This is a genomic window from Dolomitihabitans soli, assembly GCF_022213955.1.
In the GTDB taxonomy this organism is placed as follows: Bacteria; Actinomycetota; Actinomycetes; order Streptosporangiales; family Streptosporangiaceae; genus Streptosporangium_A; species Streptosporangium_A soli.
In genome coordinates this window covers 22,889-39,836 of sequence record NZ_JAKNTW010000041.1, presented here as the reverse complement: position 1 = coordinate 39,836, position 16,948 = coordinate 22,889, and the positions used below count along the sequence as shown (strand labels likewise).

The following is a 16,948-nucleotide window of genomic DNA, read 5'->3' as shown; positions in this document are numbered from 1 at the left end:
GCTGCTACTCATCGACGAAACCGACTCTTCATCTTCCTGAGGTGATCGCCGGCTCCCGGCGCTCTTGCTGCGGCGGCGCCGGCCTTTCGTGGAAGCCGCCGTCCGGGGAGCGCGTGATGATCCCGGTCTCCGCTCCGTGCTCGGCCACGTGGCGATCGGTCTGCTGGAGTGCGAGGCAGATCCCCCGGGTGATGACGAAGGCGACGACGGGGCCGATGAGCACGGCGAACCTGAAGAAGACCGTCACAGTCTCGACGGCGAGGTGGAACTGGTGGGCGATCTGGTCGTTGGCCGCGGCTGCCCACAGCAGGCCGTAGAACGTGACGCCGGCGACCGCGACGGCCGTCTTCACCGGCGTCTCGCGTGGCCGGTCGAGCAGGTCGTGCGCGAGGGTCTCGCGGGCCAAGCGGCTCGTGGTCTTGGGCCGGCCCAGCGTGTCGCGGCGGCTGCGTCGCGAGAGGAGGAAGCGCTCGGCTGCCGGGTAGGCGGCCAGGGCGGTGAAGAAGACCCCGGGTATCACCAGTGTGGGGACGAGGACCGCGAGGCTGAGCGTGGAGTCCCCGAGGGTGAGTTCCCACCCGGGCATGATGCGCAGGGCGCCGTCGAGGAATCCCATGTACCAGTCTGGAACCGAGCCTGCCGAGATCTGCGTCGGCTTGGCGGGGCCGTACAGCCAGATGGGCGCAATCTGGAACCCGAACCCGAGAATGATCAGCATGCCGATCGTCGCGAGCGCCATCGCCGGGCGTGCGGTTGGCCGCGTGGGCAGCGAGGCGATGAACTGGGAGTGGCCGTGCCGCCGCACCAGCAGTTCGCGGGCGATCAGCAGCGCGGCGATGACGACCGAGATCAGCAGGTGCCCCCCGTACATGACCTGAATGATGCTGTCGCCGGGAAAGTCCGGGCCGAACAGCAGCGACAGCGCCCAGGTTCCCACCACGGGGATGGACTGCACCACCGACATGATCAGCCACAGGCTCCCACCCGACAGCATGTCGTCAGGCAGGGCGTTGCCGCTCTCGCCCGCGGCCATGCCCAGCGCGAGCAGCGTCACCCAGATCAGCCACTGCCGGGTGCGCGGGCGGCGGAACGCGCCGGTGAGGAACATACGCAGCAGCTGCAGCACGACGGCCGCCACGAAGACGAGCGCCGCCCAGTGGTGGACTTGGCGGATGAGCAGGCCGCCGCGCACCTCCAGGCTCAGCCGCATGGTCGAGTCGAAGGCCTTGCTGACGAGGTGTCCGCGCAGCGGGCCGTACGAGCCGTCATAGGTCACCTGGGACATGCTGGGGTTGTAGAACAGCATCATTACCGCCCCGGTCACCGTCAGGACGACGAATGACCAGATGGCGATCTCCGCGAACATGAACGACCAGTGGGAGAACTGAAACGAGCGGCGCCTGGCTACCAACGAACGCATCTGAGGACCCCTAACCTTGCCTACTCACAAGACGGAATCGGGCCGGGGGGTGTGACAACGATTAGGCGTGGATGACGGTGATAAACCTCACTGCCATCGCGTCCTTCGTTGGGCCGACGTCGCCACGCCCCTACGCGGTCACTCGGATCACGGCCGGACGGCGGCGCGGCGGCGGGTAGTCGAGCTCCAGATGGCCGAAGGGATTCCGCTGCTCACGGCGACCGTGTCGCAAGGGGCTGCACAGTGTTCTGCCGGCTCTTGTCGACCCGGTGTGCCCACGTGGGCACAACGATGATCTAGGTCAGATGGGAGCCAAAGTCCGACGAGCGAGCGCCACCGGACGCACATGGCCCACCGGCATTCACAGCCCGATCAGGCACGAGGGCTGCCAGGCGGGGGGCGAGTCGCTCGGCCATTAGGCGGTAGCCATCGGCGTTCGGATGCAGGGAGTCAGGCAGCAGGAGGTGAACATCGTCAGGTCCGAAGACGCTCGGGCCGCTGACGAGGTGGAGCTTGGACTCGCCGCATCGACGCAGCGTGGTCACGGCGTCCGTGACGGCGCCGCGAACGTCGTCGAGGGTCATCATCGCCTGGTTGGGCAGCCGCTCACGGTGCGGTGAGACGATCGGCGAGATCACGGCGATCGGCACGTGTGGATGCGCATCGCGAATCGTCTGGATGAACCCCGACACCTGGCCGGTGAGTGTCCGTGCGCCGAGGCTCGCGGTGCCGTAGATGTTGCTCCCGAGGCACAGCGAGATCAGGTTCGCGGGCGTACGCGTGATCGCCCTGGCGACAATGGGATCGAGGTGGCACTCCCCGGCGAATCCGAGACAGGTGAGATCCCAGCCGAGGCGTCGAGCGACCAGCGCGGGCCACGTCTCGCTCGGGCCGGAAGCTGAACGACACTGCGTGATCGAGCTTCCATACGTGACCCAGCGGAACTCCTCATCCGCGGCGGCGGTGGCGTACGTGGCGCCGTGCAGGACAAGGGGTCCTATCCGGATCTCGCCGAATTGGGGTAACCAAACCTCGATGGCCTTGGTGCCGGGCGGCAACGTGACGTGGCTTGTCACCGCCCCTGCGGTAAGTGCTGTCCGCCGCCACAGCGCGCCGTCCACGACGACGTCCAGCGATGTCACATCATCGTCTACGGCGTAGGTGCGCAGTTCCAGCGCGGTCGCGTCGGTACGGACGACCGCGCGGACGCCGGCCGGCATTCGCGCACGCGTGGCCAGGTCCGGAGCGTGGGCGGTGGCGATCCGGTCCGGTGGCAGCCGCCACGGTTGCCATGAGCCGCCCTCCTCCGTCCACGCCAGGCTGCCCCGCCAGACGGTCGGCCGCGCATCAGGAGCGAGCTGGATCAGCGCCATGCGAACCGGATCACCTCCTTTTGATCAGACCTCGGCGCCGAGGACGACGTTCCGCCAGGATCCGCCGTCGGAGAGAGCGAGGCCGCGCTTGCCGGTCTTCGGGTCGTGGATCAAGACGAGGCCTCCGGCGTGGTCGGCCGCGCTCGGCAGTTTGTCCGGCGTGTGCTCGGCCAGGACCACCTGGTGGGCGTACACGGTTCGCATTCGTCGATCCGCGCTGCCCAGATCGCGTACGTTGTCGGCGGGGGGAACCAGCCCGGTGGCATTGGAGACCATGGAGACCAGCTCATTGGTGGACGTGGTCGAGCACAGCAACTCGGTGGCGGCCGATCCCGACGAGTTGACCGGGACCACTCGCAGCCCGCCCTTGACGCCCGGGTTGGCGTTGTTGCCCTCGACGACGAACGAGCCGTAGCGGTCCTCGCCCACCTTGATCGACCCGGTCGAGGTGCTGACCACCTTGGCCGCCGCTCCCAGCGGCCCGGCCACCTCGATCCGGTTGAACCGGCCCGGGCCGGCCTGCACGAACGAGTCCGCCCCCACTGTGCCCGCGACCAGCGGCACCTTCTCAGAGGCGTTTCCGATGACGTGTGAGTCGTGCAATCCGCCGGTGGTCAGGATCGGTGGCCGGCCGGCCGGATCGGCCGAGATGACGTTGCCGATGACGCTGAACGCGCTCGCTTTCCCGGCCACCCTGATCGCCGCGGCGTCGGCCTTGGCGTCGAGGTTCCAGTTGTCGAACGAGTTGTTCGCGATGGTGATCTTGCTCGCGTCGTTCTCGAATCGGATGGGCGAGTGGTTGAGCCAGTTGAAGGTGTTCCCGCTGATGGTGACGTTGTGCGCGGTGACGCCGCTGGAGAACTGGATGGCGCACGGTCCGTTGTTCTGCGGGGGCTCGAACCCGCCGAGGACGTTGTCGCCGATGGTCAGGTTGTGGCCCCCGCTGGTGATCTCGATGATCGGCCCGTTGTCCGCCTTCTCCACCATGTTGCCGCTGATGGTGGAGTTGGTCAGGCTGCCGATCAGCAGCCGCCGGCCGATGTCGAGCAGGTTGCCCTGGATGATCGCGCCGCGGAAGTCGCTGTCCTCGGCGCCCTGCGTGACGATGGCCTGGAACGGACTGTGGAAGTGGTTGTTGGTGATGAGCCACTTCCGCAACCCGTACGGCGGGACATGGTCGGGGCCGCCTTCCACACCGGTGGTCGGCCAGGCGAGGCTGATGCCGGTGGTGCAGAGGGCGACGAGGTTGTGCGAGAAGTACAGCCCGCGGCCGACGTGCTCGACGGCGAGCTTGAACGACACGAACGTGCACTCCAGGATGGCGGCGTCGGTGTCGTCGGTGTTGACCTCGCCGGCGAAGCGCAGCGCTCTGTTGTTGGCGGTCTTGACCGGGGCGACGAAGGCCAGGCCGTAGATCGCGGCCAGGGAGCACCGGACGTCGATGCCCACCCCGTCGTGTGTCACCTGGATGATCGAGGCGCGGTTCGTCATGGTGCTGTAACCGCGCAGCTGGATGCGGTTGAAGGACTCCCCGGGTATGTCGGGGATGACGATGGTGCGGGTGATCCGGTAGGTGCCCGGCGGGAAGACGACGATCCGGTTCAGCCGGGTCCGCTGGGCGTTGATGGCCTGCTCGATGGCGTCGGTGTCGTCGTGCTGCCCGTCGGCCAGTGCGCCGAACTGCTGGGGCGTGACGACATCCTGCGGGTCCACGGCCGCGGCGGCCGCGGGTGTCGCTCCCCATGACGCGGTCGCCGCGGCCGCGCCCAGTGCCGCACCGCCGATCCGTAACAGCGCTCGACGATCGGTGCCTTCGGACATGGCCCCTACCTCCCATTACGCGAATTGATACGTATGAATCGAGGATCGTACAGACGCCATATCTGCCTCACAAGAGGTAACAAGCACCCCTCTTTGGGCTGGTTTGCGACACTTGATGGAAACATCGAGGCAACTTACCTCTTGCGTGGACCGCTTCCGGGTTCCTAGAGTGCCTCGCAGTCGTTACGTATTAGTCAACTGGATCGCCATGCGCAAACGAGTCGGGCCGCGACGCCCCACCCAAGTCGAGATCGCCCAGCGGGCCGGAGTGTCCCAGGCCACCGTCTCCCTCGTGCTCAATGAGCGCACGGGCGCGCCGGTGGCCGAGGAGACCCGCCGGCGGGTCCAACAGGCGATCGAAGACCTGGGGTACGCCGTCAACCCCGCCGCCCGTGCGCTGCGCGGGATGACCGTCAAGACCATCGGGCTCTACACGTTCGAGTCGGTGTTCCCGGTCGATCAGCGGGACTTCTATCACCCGTTCCTGCTGGGGGTGGAGGCGGAGGCGGCCAGGCTCGGTTACGACCTGCTGCTGTTCACCTCGGCCAACACCGCCCAGCGGGGGGTCTACGCCATGGGGCGCAACGCGCTGTTGAAGGCGGACGGCTGCGTCCTGCTGGGCCGGCACATCTCGCGCGACGACCTGGCGAACCTGGCCAAGGAGGGTTTCCCGTTCGTCTTCATCGGACGGCGTGACATAGCGGGAGCCGAGCTGTCCTACGTCGCCCCCGACTACGTCGCCCCGACCGCGGCCCTGGTGGAGGAGCTGGTCGCGCTCGGGCATCAGCGGATCCTGCTCCTGCGGCAGACCGACGGCGCCGAGCCGGGCGACGATCGCGAGCTGGGCCTGCGGCAAGGTGGTCAGGCCGCGGGCCTGACCGCGGACGACCTCGTGGTCGAGTTCTCCTCCGGCGCCGAGGACATCGACGCCGACCGGGTCACCGGATGGGTCCAGGCGGGGATCACGGCGGTCGTGGTGGAGCCCTCCGAGGACAACGCCACCGGTGTCGCCCTGGCCGAGGTCGCCGAGGCGGCCGGCCTGCGGATCCCGGACCACCTGTCGGTCGCCTTCCTGGGCTCCGCTCCGCCGCCGACCGCGACCAGGATCTGGACGTCGTTCGAGATACCACGAGTCGAAATGGGCCGGGCGGCGGTGCAGTTGCTGGTCAACCTGCTCGAGGGCGCGGACCAGCCGCCTCTTCAGCTGGTCGTGCCGTGCATCGACGTCCGCGGCAACTCGATCAGCCGAGTGGTCCGGCGATGACCAGATATGCGCTGCGTACGGCGGCGACCGGTGTCCTGATCATCTTCGGGGCCGCCACGCTGGTGTTCTTCATCATGCGGATCGCCCCCGGAGACCAGGCGCTGGTGTTGCTCGGACCGGACGCCACGGGCGCCGAGGTGGCGGCCGCCCGGACCCGGCTCGGCCTGGACCAGCCGCTGCCCATCCAGTACTGGCACTATCTGACCCAGTTGGCGACGCTCGATTTCGGGGAGTCCTACCGCTTCGGACAGCCGGCGTTCGAGCTCGTGTTGTCCCGGCTGCCGGCCTCGGTGGAGCTCACCCTGGTGGCGACCGTCATCGCGATGTCGGGCGTCGTCCTCGGCGCCCTGGCCGGCGCCTACCGCGGCCGGTGGATCGACCGTGGGATCTCCGGTTTCGCCCTGACCCTCTACTCCATGCCGCCGTTCTGGATCGGGATCATGCTGATCCTGGTGATGGCGTTGCAGCTCCGGCTGCTCCCCAGCGCCGGCACCGGTACCCCGGCCCACATCGTGCTCCCGGCGCTCACGCTCGCCGCCCCCTTCACCGCGCTCCTCACCCGGATCACCCGGAGCAGCGTCGCCGACACCATGGCGGAGCCCTATGTGCAGCGGGCGTACGCCAAGGGGCTCAGCACGCGTGAGGTGGTGACCGGACACGTGGTGCGCAACGCGGCGACACCGGTGGTGACCGTCGGCGCGCTGCACGTCAGCACGCTGCTGGGCGGCGCGGTGATCGTGGAGAGCGTCTTCACCTGGCCCGGTCTCGGCTCGCTGTTGGTGACCGCGGTCGCCAACCGGGACTACTCGATCGTGCAGGTCGCCGTACTCCTCATCGCGGTCATCGTGGTCTGCTGCAACGTCGCGGCGGATCTGATCGCCGCCCGGCTCGATCCGCGAGTCCGACTGGGGGCCGGCGCATGAGTGCGATAACCGCCCGGCCACGATTGTGGCCCGTCCGCCTGCGGTCCACGCCGACCGTCGCCGCGATCGCCACCGTCGTGCTCGTCGGCTACCTGCTCGTCGGCCTGATCGGCCCGCTGCTGATCGCGTACGACCCGGTGGCGACCAGCGTGGCGGACCGGCTGATGCCGATAGGGGCGGTCAGGGCGGATGGCACGGTCGCAGTGCTGGGCACCGACGGCGCGGGCCGGGACATGCTCGGCCAACTCGTCTACGGCGCCCGGACGTCGATCATCATCGGTATCTCCGTGGTGGCCGCCTGCCTGCTGGTCGGGCTGGCCTTCGGGACGCTCGCCGGCTATCTCGCCGGCTGGACCGACGTCGCGATCTCCCGGCTGATCGACATCCTGATGGCCTTCCCGGGCATCCTGCTGGCGATCGTGATCGCCGGCCTCTTCGAGCGCAGCATGCTGGTCGTGATCCTGGCGCTGTCGGTGGCCGGCTGGGTCGGCTTCGCCAGGCTGGCCCGCGGTCTCACCCTGTCGCTGCGCGAACGGCCGTGGGTCGACGCCGCGCGGCTGATCGGGGTGCCCACTCCGGTCTTGATCATCCGGCACATCATCCCGTTCGTGATCGGTCCGGTCACCGCGTTGGCGACCACGGAGTTCGCCGGTGCGGTGCTGTCCGAGGCCGGCCTCAGCTTCCTGGGCCTCGGCCTGCCCTCGGGCACGGTCTCCTGGGGCCAGGTCATCGCGAACGGCAAGGACTATCTGGACACCGCCTGGTGGATTTCGGCGCTACCGGGGCTGGCGCTGACCGGCCTTGTGGTGAGCACGGGCCTGCTCGGCGACCATCTCACGCAGCGTCTCGGCACCAGCCGCTGACGGCTCAGCCAATGTCAGGAGGGATTTCTATGAGGCCCATTCGGCTTCGTCGTGCGGTGGCCCTCGCCGCCGCGACAGTTTCCATCGTCGGGCTGGTCGGTTGCAGCACCACCACCGGCGGCTCGTCCGCAGGTGGTGACGTGCCGCAGGAGCTGGCCGTCGCCGTGTGGACCCCGATCGAGAACCTCGACCCGCACGGTGCGTCCGCGATGGACAACGGCACCCAGGTCGCCGCCAAGGCGATCTTCAGCGCGCTGGTCCGCGCGGTCGGGAAGGGCGAGTTCGAGGGCGTGCTCGCCGAGTCGTGGAAGGCCAACGAAGACGCCACGGAGTGGACCTTCACGCTGCGGAACAACGTCAAGTTCTCCGACGGCACGCCGGTCACCAGCGCCGACGTCGTCGCCTCCTTCGAGCGGATCCTGGAGCTCAAGGGCGCGATGGCCGGCAACTTCGCCGGCCATAAGGCCAAGGCGAGCGGTACGAACACGGTCGTCATCACGGCCAAGGACCCCGATCCCGCGCTGCTCGGCAAGCTCATCACCTTCTATGTCACCCCCGCCGCGCACCAGAACGACGGCTGGACCAAGCCGATCGGCTCCGGCCCGTTCGTCGTCGAGCAGTTCACGCCGGGCCAGAGCCTGGTACTCGCCCCCAACCCCGGCTACTGGGGCGGTAAGCCGGCGCTGAACCGCCTGGAGCTGCGCAGCATCGGGGAGATGGCGGCGCGGATGACCGCACTGAAGACCAGCGAGGTGGACCTGACGTGGGCGGTCCCGGACGACCAGTTGCCGGGCCTGAAGGGGAACTCCGACCTCGTGGTGGAGAAGGACGCGGGTAACGGCGTCATCACCATGTGGATGAACGGCTCCGGCAAGGGGCTCAAAGAGGCCGCCGTCCGGCGCTCGCTGTGGCAGGCGGTCGACTTCGCCACCATCATCAAGTCGCTGTTCCCGGAGACCGGTTCGGTGGCGAACTCGGTGGTGACCTCCAATGTGCTCGGCTACGCGCCGCAGACCCCGGTGCGGTACGACCCGGCCGCGGCCAAGAAGGCGCTGGACGACGCCGGCTGGGACTACGACCAGACGATCCGGGTCCAGTTCTCCCAGCCGCAGTTCCAGCAGTTCGCCGACGCGGTGGCGAGCGACCTCGCGAAGATCGGGGTCAAGGTCGAGCCGACCCAGAAGGAGGCGGCGGTCTTCCTGCAGGATCTGCTGGCGCTCAACTGGGATCTGAACATCCAGCAGCTCGGCACTGCCGGCTTCGACGCGGCGACCAACCTCGGCCGGTTGTACACCTGCGCGGCCAAGCGCACGGGCTATTGCAACCCGGACCTCGACGACCTGCTGGCCCAGGCGGGCTCGACCAGCGACACCGCCAAGCGGCAGGAACTGTACGCGCAGGCCAACAAGATCATCTGGGATGACGCGGTCGGCATGTACCCCATGTTCGTGCAGAACCTGTACGTCCGGAACAAGTCCGTGCAGGGCCTCGCCATTCCCCCGGACCTCACGCCGGACTTCTCCACCATCCGGATCGGCAACGGCGGATCATGAGCAGGTCTTCGGAAGTGACCGATCCGGCGCCGGCGGAGCCCCGCCCGCCTGAGGAGCCGGCTCCGTTGCTCCGGGTCGAACACCTGTCGATCGACCTGCCAGGCCCTGCCGGTCCGGTCCGGGTGGTGGACGATGTCTCGTTCACCGTCGCCGCGGGCCGTACCACCGGCTTGATCGGGGAGTCGGGCAGCGGCAAGACGATGACGGCGACAGCGATCATCGGTCTGCTGCCGGTCGGCGCGGCGGTCTCCGGCCGGATGTTGTGGCACGGTGCGGACCTGGTCACCATGGCGGAGCAGGACCGGCGTCGGCTGCGTGGGCGCGGCATCGCGATGATCTTTCAGGACCCCCAGGCGGCGCTGGACCCGACGCAGACGATCGGCCGGCAGGTCGGCGAGATCCTGCGGCGCGGTGGAATGCCCGCGAAGGAGGTCCGCCAGACCGTGATCGACCTGCTCGACCGGGTGGGTGTCCCGGACCCGGAGACTCGGCACGCGCAGTACCCACACCAGTATTCGGGCGGACTGCGACAGCGAGCCATGGTGGCCACGGCACTCGCCGGCTCGCCGCAGCTCATCCTCGCCGACGAACCGACGACGGCGCTCGACGTCACCGTGCAGGCCCGCATCCTCGCGCTGCTGAGGCGCATCCGCGACGAGGAGGCTATGGCCATGCTGCTGGTCAGCCACGACCTGCGGGTGATGGCACATGTGGCGGACGAGGTCGTCGTCATGTACGCCGGCCGGATCTGCGAAGTCGGCAGTGGCCGCGAGGTGCTCAACAGCCCGGCACACCCGTACACGCGGGCGCTCGTGGTGAGCGTCCCGGCAGTACGCAGCAAGACGGCCATCGCCGAGCCACTGCCGGGCAGCCCGGCGAGCCCGGCCGAACGCCCGAGCGGCTGCCCCTTCCATCCACGGTGTGCCAAGGCGCAGGACCGGTGCCGAAGCGACGTACCGCAGATGCGCCAGGTTGCCGCCGGCCGGCAGGTTGCCTGTCACTTTCCGGAGGAAATGTGAGCGCATCGGCCTTGATCGAGGTCAGCGACCTTGTGGTCAGCTTCCACACCCGGAGGGAGCGCAGGCGCGGCACGCAACCGAATGCCGTAGACGGCGTCTCCTTCGCCCTTCGCCCTGACGAGACCCTGGCGATCGTCGGGGAGTCCGGCTCGGGAAAGACCACGGTCGCCCGCTGTGTCGTCGGACTCCAGGCACACCAGGAAGGGGCGGTCCTGTTCGACGGGGCTTCGGTCGGCCCGGTGGCGAAGCGGCCACCGGCGACCCGCCGGGCGATCCAGATGGTCTTCCAGGATCCCGCGGCCTCGCTCAACCCCCGGATGACCGTCCGGTCGATCATCGCCGAGACCTGGCGGACCCACCCCTCGGCCGCCCCGGACGGCCGATCCTGGGATGCCGCGATCGACGAACTTCTCGCGGACGTCGGCCTGGACGCCGGCGTCGCCACCCGGCGTGCCACGGCCCTGTCCGGCGGGCAGTGCCAGCGGGTCAGCATCGCCCGAGCGCTCGCTCTGCGGCCCCGGCTGCTGGTCTGCGACGAAGCCGTCTCGGCACTCGACGTGTCGGTGCAGTCCCAGATCCTGCGACTGCTGGCCGGCCTGCGCGCCGCCCGCGGTCTCGCCATCCTCTTCATCACCCACGATCTCGGGGTGGTCCGGCAGATCGCGGACCGGGTGGCGGTCATGCACCAGGGCCGCCTGGTCGAGACCGCGACCGCGGACGATCTGTTCGAGCGGCCCGACCATCCTTACACCAGGAAACTGCTCGACGCCGCCCTCGACCTAGAGGGCGCCTGAATCCACATGCAAACAGGGGGAAACGTTGGAATCGCGGATCACTGATGCGGATCTGGCCATCATCGGCGGCGGTGTCGGCGGAGTCGCCGCCGCGCTCGCAGCTCTGCGACGCGGGCTGCGGGTGGTCCTGACCGAGGAAGGCGACCGCATCGGCGGGCAGTTCACCAGCCAGGGCGTGCCCCCGGACGAGCACAGGTGGATCGAGCAGTTCGGTTGCACCGCCTCCTACCGCCGGTACCGGACCGCGGTTCGCGACTACTACCGGACGTGGTACCCCCTCACGGTGGCGGCCAGGAACGAGCCGCACCTGAATCCCGGACTGGGCCGGGTCGGTGCGCTGTGCCATGAGCCGCGGGTCAGCGGAGCGGTGTTGCGCGCGCTGGTCGACCCCTACTTGAGCAGTGGCCGGTTGCGCATCCTGCTCGGTGCGCGGCCGGTGGCGGCGGAGACCGACGGTGACCGGGTCCGCAGCGTGACGGTGGACTGCGCGGACGTCGGCCTGGTGCACATCACGAGCCCGTACTATCTGGACGCCACCGAGCTCGGCGACGTACTGCCGCTCGCCGGTGTGGAGCATGTCACCGGGTTCGAGTCCCGGCACGAGACCGGCGAGCCGAGTGCACCCGAGGTGGCGCAGCCCGGCAACATGCAGGCGTTCTCCTGGGTGTTCGCCGTCGATCACCGGGAGGGCGAGGACCACGTGATCACCCGGCCGGCGACGTACGACCACTGGCGGGCGTACCGTCCCGATTACTGGCCGGGACCGCAGGTCGGGCTGACCGCCCCGGACCCGCGGACGCGGGAGCCGCTGACGCGGACGTTCACCCCGAACATCCAGTCCGGGCCCGTGCTCGCCGACCAGAGCGAGGACCCCGGGGACCGCGAACTATGGGAGTTCCGCCGGGCCGTCGCCCGCGAGCTGTACGAGCCCGGCTTCGTGACCAGCGACGTCACCCTGGTGAACTGGCCGATGATCGACTACGTGGCGGGGCCCATCATCGGGGTGAGCGAGGAGGAGAAGGCCCGCCATCTCGCCGGCGCGCGTGAGCTCTCCGCGAGCATGCTCTACTGGCTGCAGACCGAGGCGCCGCGGCCGGACGGTGGCCGCGGCTGGCCGGGACTTCGGCTGCGGCCGGATGTCATGGACACTCCCGACGGGTTCGCCGCCGCACCGTACATCCGCGAGTCCCGGCGGATCAGGGCCGAGTACACGGTCGCCGAACAGGACGTGTCTCTCGCCGTGCGGGGTGCGGCGGGCGCGACGCCGTACGACGACACGGTCGGGGTCGGCATGTACCGGATCGACCTGCACCCTTCAACGGGCGGCGACAACTACATCGACGTCGCCAGTTGCCCGTTCCAGATCCCGCTCGGCGCCCTGCTGCCCGTGCGCATGAGGAACCTGCTGCCGGCCGGCAAGAACATCGGCAGCACGCACATCACCAACGGCTGCTACCGGCTCCACCCGGTGGAGTGGAACATCGGCGAGGCCGCCGCCTCACTGGTGGCCTACTGCCTGGGGGAGACGGTGGAGCCGCATGATGTCCGGCGCAAGGAGGGACACCTGCGGGCGTTCCAGGGCGCGCTGAAGGCCGACGGCGTCGAGTTGGCCTGGCCAGAGATCCGGGGGTACTGATGTCCGTGTCAGGGGTAATCGTCCCCGCCGTGACCCCGATCGGCGAGAGCGGACGTCCGGACCTCGCGGCCGGCCTGCGATACTTCGGCGCGCTCGCCGCCGCGGGCATCACGAAGATCATGCTCCTCGGCACGAACGGCGAAGGGCCGTTGCACCAGACGGCGGAGATCGGCGCGTTCCTCGGCGGCGCCATCGACCACTGGCGGCGGCTGGTGCCGGATGGCGCCGTCGTCGTCAACGTCTCCGCGGCCGGCACCCGTGAATCGCTCAGGCGGGCCGAGATCGCCGCCGAGGCCGGGTGTGACGCGGTCGCCCTCAGCCCGCCCTGCTATTTCCACCATGACGAGCGCGACATCATCGAACACTACCGAGCCAGCCGTACAGCGGCCGTGCCGGTGATCGCGTACAACATCCCGCGGTACGCGCCGCCGTTCTCGGCGGGCTCGATCGCGGCCGTCGCCGACATGGAGCACGTCGTCGGCGTCAAGGACAGCTCCGGTGAGACGGACATCCTGCGTCAGTGGCTCGAGGTCAAGCGCCACCGGCCGGACTTCGGGGTGAATCAGGGAGCGGAAGGCAAGATGCTCGACGCGCTGGCCGCGGGCGCGGACGGGATCACCCCCGGGATCGCCAACATCGCCCCGCGGGTCACGCTGGAGCTGGCCGCCGCGTACCACGCCGGCGATCAGGAGCGTGCCGTCCTGGCTCAGGAACGGGTCATCCGGTTGCTCGGGGTGCACCGGATCCGGGCCGGAGTCCCGGTCGTCAAGGCGACCCTGGCCATGCGGGGTCTGTGCCGGGCAGCGGTCGCTCCACCCCTGCGGACTCTCGACGACGGCGAGTTGGCGGCGCTGCGCGAGTTCCTGACCGGATTCGAGCCGGAACTGATCGGAGCCGCCGATGAGTGACGTCGAGTGGTGGCGTACCGCGGTGATCTACCAGGTCTACATCCGGTCCTTCGCGGACGGCGACGGCGACGGGATCGGCGACATCGCCGGGATCCGCAGCCGCCTGGGCTATCTGGCCGGCCTCGGTGTCGACGCCATCTGGATCACGCCGTGGTACGAGTCGCCGAACAATGACGGAGGCTACGACGTATCCGACTATCGCGCTATCGCTCGCGAATACGGCGATGTACGCGAGGCCGAGCAGCTGGTCGCGGAGGCGCACCGGCATGGCCTGAGGGTCATCTTGGACGTCGTGCCGAACCACACGTCCACCGAACACCCCTGGTTCCAGGCCGCGCTCGCCTCCCCGCCGGGCTCCGTGGAACGCGCCAGGTACCACTTTCTGGACGGTCGAGGACCAACGGGGGAGGTCGTCCCCAACGACTGGCGCAGCACGTTCGGCGGCCCGGCCTGGACCCGGGTGCCCGACGGGCAGTGGTACCTGCACCTGTTCGATCCCAGCCAGGCCGACCTCAACTGGTCCAACCCCGGGGTCCGCGCGGAGTTCCTGGACCTGCTTCGCTTCTGGTTCGACCGCGGGGTCGACGGGTTCCGGATCGACGTCGCCACCGGCCTGATCAAACACCCCGGCTATCCCGATCTGGGCTACCGGGAGGAAGACCTGCTCGTCCTGACGAACGTGCCGGACCATCCGCACCGGGACCGCGACGAGGTGCACGCCATCTACCGGGGCTGGCGCGCGGCGGCCGATGCGTACGACCCGCCAAGGGTCTTCGTGGCCGAGGCGTGGGTGGCGGACCCCGAGCGGCTGGCCCGGTATGTGGCGCCGGCCCAACTCCACACCGCCTTCAACTTCCCCTTTCTACAGTCCGCCTGGGACACCGGCGATCTGTTCACGGTGATCGACTCCACACTCCGCACGATGTCCCTCGCCGGTGCGCCGCCGACCTGGGTGCTGTCCAATCACGACGTCGAACGGACGGTGACCCGGTACGGCCGTGCCGACACCCGCAAGCATCAGGGGAGGTCTGGTCACGAGTTGGGTCCGGTCGACGAGGACCTGGGCCGGCGTCGCGCCAGGGCCGCTCTGCTGTTGATGCTGGCGCTGCCCGGCGTCGCCTACCTCTATCAGGGCGAGGAACTCGGGCTGCCCGACTATATGGACATCCCCGACGATCGCCTCCAGGATCCGATCTGGACCCGTTCCGGCGGGCGGCGCCGAGGGCGCGACGGCTGCCGCGTACCGCTGCCCTGGACGCCGGCACCGGACGGCGCTGGGTTCGGGTCCGCAGACCCGTGGCTTCCGCAGCCTCCTGGCTGGGGGCGGCTCTCGGTGGCGAACCAGGTGGACGACCTGGCCTCCACCTATCACCTGGTGGCGCGGGCGCTGCGAATCCGGCGGGAGCTGGATGTCCCGCAGGAGCTCGAATGGGTGGACCGAGCCGGCTCGGTCCTTCGCTTCCGGCGCGGACCGGACTTCGAGTGTGTCGTCAATCTCGGTGCGACAGAGGTGCCGGTGCCCGCGAACACGGTCACCCTCCTGCGCAGCGACACCCCCGACGCGGCACGCGCTCCGCTCGGGCCGGACACGGCCGCCTGGCTGCGTCTGCAGGGCGAGAGTAGGACATGAGACAGCCCAACATCGTGCTGATCCTCGCCGACGACCTGGGGTACTCGGACATCGGCTGTTACGGCGGTGAGATTCGCACGCCGAATCTTGACCGGTTCGGGCGGTCCGGGGTGCGGCTGTCGCAGTTCTACAACACGGCACGATGCAGCCCGTCGCGCGCGTCCCTGCTGACCGGGCTGCACCCGCACCAGACCGGTATCGGCGTCCTGGCCGGCAACGGCGCACCCGGAGGGTACCCGGGCAGCCTCAACGACCGCTGCGTGACCGTAGCCGAGGTGCTCCGAGACGCCGGCTACGCGACCGGCATGTCGGGCAAATGGCACCTGAGCGGGCCGTTGTGGGAGCCGGCCGACTCGTGGCCCACCCGGCGAGGATTCGCCGACTTCTTCGGGACGCTCAGCGGATGCGGGAGCTACTACGACCCGGCGACCCTGTACCGCGGCGAGGTGGACGCGAGCGCCGAGGCCCGAGATCCGCGGTTCTTCTACACCGACGCGATCACCGATCACGCGGTGGAGTTCATCGGCCGGGAGGCTGCCGCCGGTCATCCGTTCTTCGCCTATGTCGCCTACACCGCGCCGCACTGGCCGCTGCACGCGCCTCAGGAGGACATCGCCGGGTACGACGGCGTCTACGCTGCGGGCTGGGACGAACTGCGCGCCCGCCGGCTCGACCGGCTGCACGCCGAGGGCCTGCTCAGCGCCGAGTCGGCACTGTCCGCGCCCGACCCGGCGCAACCACGGTGGGCGGCGGCACCGGATCAGGCGTGGGAGGCACGTCGCATGCAGGTGTACGCGGCCCAGGTGGAGCGGATGGACCGGGGGATCGGCCGTATCCTCGACCGGCTGGAGGCATCCGGGGTCTCCGACGACACCCTGGTGGTGTTTCTGTCGGACAACGGCGGCTGCGCCGAGACGCTGCCGCTCGGTGACCCCGAGGTATTCCGGGCCAGGCGGCACATAGTGCCTGCGGCCACCCGGGAAGGCGCCGAGTTGCGCGTCGGCAACATCCCGGGCATCGACCCCGGCCCTGAGGACACCTACGCGAGTTACGGTGCCGCGTGGGCCAACTTGTCCAACACCCCGTTCCGCCTCTATAAACGGTGGGTCCACGAGGGAGGCATCGCGACCCCGTTCATCGTGCACTGGCCCGCGGGCGGCCTGCTCGCAGGGCGGATCGTCCGAACGCCCTTTCAGCTCACCGATGTGCTGCCCACCCTGCTCGGCGCCGCCGGCGTCGACTACCCGCGCGAGTACCCAGGGCGGGAGGCGCTGCCACCTGAGGGGCGCACCATGTTGCCCGCCCTGCGCGGAGCGCCGGTCCCGGATACGTCGCTGTTCTGGGAGCACCTCGGCAACGCCGCCGTACGCCGGGGGCGGTGGAAGCTGGTCCGCGAGCACGCGGGGCCATGGGAGCTTTACGACATGGACACCGACCGCTCCGAGTTGACCGATCTCGCCGAGCGCCGCCCCGAACTCGTCGCCGAGTTGGCCATCGCGTACCAGTGCTGGGCGCAGCGGATCGGCGTCATATCCCGGGAAGGGGTGCGTTGATTGGAGTCTGGGCTTCGTCGAGATGTGGCACCAGCACTTCCAGCCGCCTGGCCACACGTTCAGCGTCGGCGTCGCGGACGCTGCTGATCGCCTCGCCTCCTGCTGGAGGCGAGGCCCTCATCGCTTGTCGAGCGGGCGGTTGTCTTCCGCCCCCGGCGATAGTCGCATGCTCAGTCCCATGGGGTCTCCGC

General features: G+C 69.3%; 13 protein-coding genes. 10 read left to right on the top strand and 3 right to left on the bottom strand.

The genetic code is table 11. The features are described 5' to 3' along the window. Positions 1-28: 28 nt before the first annotated feature. From MBA17_RS44650 to MBA17_RS44640, 3 genes are all read right to left on the bottom strand, one after another. Positions 29-1,420 carry a cytochrome b gene (locus MBA17_RS44650; protein WP_238504599.1) on the bottom strand — a complete coding sequence of 464 codons (1,392 nt, stop codon included), beginning with the start codon at positions 1,418-1,420 and terminating at the stop codon, positions 29-31. 296 nt (positions 1,421-1,716) lie between these two features. Further along, positions 1,717-2,793: an SGNH/GDSL hydrolase family protein gene (locus tag MBA17_RS44645; RefSeq protein WP_455432970.1), complete on the bottom strand. Its 1,077-nt coding sequence runs from the start codon at positions 2,791-2,793 to the stop codon at positions 1,717-1,719. Positions 2,794-2,817: 24 nt separating this feature from the next. After that, a complete protein-coding gene (locus tag MBA17_RS44640; protein ID WP_238504593.1) occupies positions 2,818-4,614 on the bottom strand; it encodes a right-handed parallel beta-helix repeat-containing protein in 1,797 nt (598 codons plus the stop codon). A 208-nt stretch (positions 4,615-4,822) separates the two neighbouring features. Between MBA17_RS44640 and MBA17_RS44635 the strand changes: the two genes are divergently transcribed. The 10 genes from MBA17_RS44635 (at position 4,823) to MBA17_RS44590 (ending at position 16,757) form a co-directional block, all read left to right on the top strand. Continuing rightward, the gene (locus tag MBA17_RS44635) at positions 4,823-5,878 is read left to right on the top strand and encodes a LacI family DNA-binding transcriptional regulator (protein ID WP_238504592.1); all 1,056 of its coding nucleotides are present in this window, start codon (positions 4,823-4,825) and stop codon (positions 5,876-5,878) included. After that, complete coding sequence (locus tag MBA17_RS44630; RefSeq protein WP_238504590.1) at positions 5,875-6,801, top strand: ABC transporter permease; 927 nt, start codon at positions 5,875-5,877, stop codon at positions 6,799-6,801. The genes MBA17_RS44635 and MBA17_RS44630 overlap by 4 nt, the downstream gene beginning before the upstream one ends. Continuing rightward, positions 6,798-7,664 carry an ABC transporter permease gene (locus tag MBA17_RS44625; RefSeq protein ID WP_238504588.1) on the top strand — a complete coding sequence of 289 codons (867 nt, stop codon included), beginning with the start codon at positions 6,798-6,800 and terminating at the stop codon, positions 7,662-7,664. The genes MBA17_RS44630 and MBA17_RS44625 overlap by 4 nt, the downstream gene beginning before the upstream one ends. Before the next feature lie 29 nt (positions 7,665-7,693). Next, positions 7,694-9,217 carry an ABC transporter substrate-binding protein gene (locus MBA17_RS44620; RefSeq protein ID WP_238504587.1) on the top strand — a complete coding sequence of 508 codons (1,524 nt, stop codon included), beginning with the start codon at positions 7,694-7,696 and terminating at the stop codon, positions 9,215-9,217. Between the two features lie 65 nt (positions 9,218-9,282). Then, on the top strand, positions 9,283-10,236 hold the full coding sequence (locus tag MBA17_RS44615; protein WP_238504585.1) for an ABC transporter ATP-binding protein: 954 nt from the start codon (positions 9,283-9,285) through the stop codon (positions 10,234-10,236). Beyond that, positions 10,233-11,030, top strand: a complete 798-nt coding sequence (locus MBA17_RS44610; protein WP_238504583.1) for an ATP-binding cassette domain-containing protein — start codon at positions 10,233-10,235, stop codon at positions 11,028-11,030. The genes MBA17_RS44615 and MBA17_RS44610 overlap by 4 nt, the downstream gene beginning before the upstream one ends. Positions 11,031-11,055: 25 nt before the next feature. Further along, a complete protein-coding gene (locus MBA17_RS44605) occupies positions 11,056-12,666 on the top strand; it encodes an FAD-dependent oxidoreductase (RefSeq protein WP_238504582.1) in 1,611 nt (536 codons plus the stop codon). A 5-nt stretch (positions 12,667-12,671) separates the two neighbouring features. Then, the gene (locus tag MBA17_RS44600; RefSeq protein WP_238504580.1) at positions 12,672-13,574 is read left to right on the top strand and encodes a dihydrodipicolinate synthase family protein; all 903 of its coding nucleotides are present in this window, start codon (positions 12,672-12,674) and stop codon (positions 13,572-13,574) included. Further along, on the top strand, positions 13,567-15,204 hold the full coding sequence (locus MBA17_RS44595) for an alpha-amylase family glycosyl hydrolase (RefSeq protein WP_238504578.1): 1,638 nt from the start codon (positions 13,567-13,569) through the stop codon (positions 15,202-15,204). Before MBA17_RS44600 ends, MBA17_RS44595 begins: the two co-directional genes overlap by 8 nt. Next, on the top strand, positions 15,201-16,757 hold the full coding sequence (locus MBA17_RS44590) for an arylsulfatase (protein WP_238504576.1): 1,557 nt from the start codon (positions 15,201-15,203) through the stop codon (positions 16,755-16,757). Before MBA17_RS44595 ends, MBA17_RS44590 begins: the two co-directional genes overlap by 4 nt. The last annotated feature ends 191 nt before the right edge of the window (positions 16,758-16,948 follow it).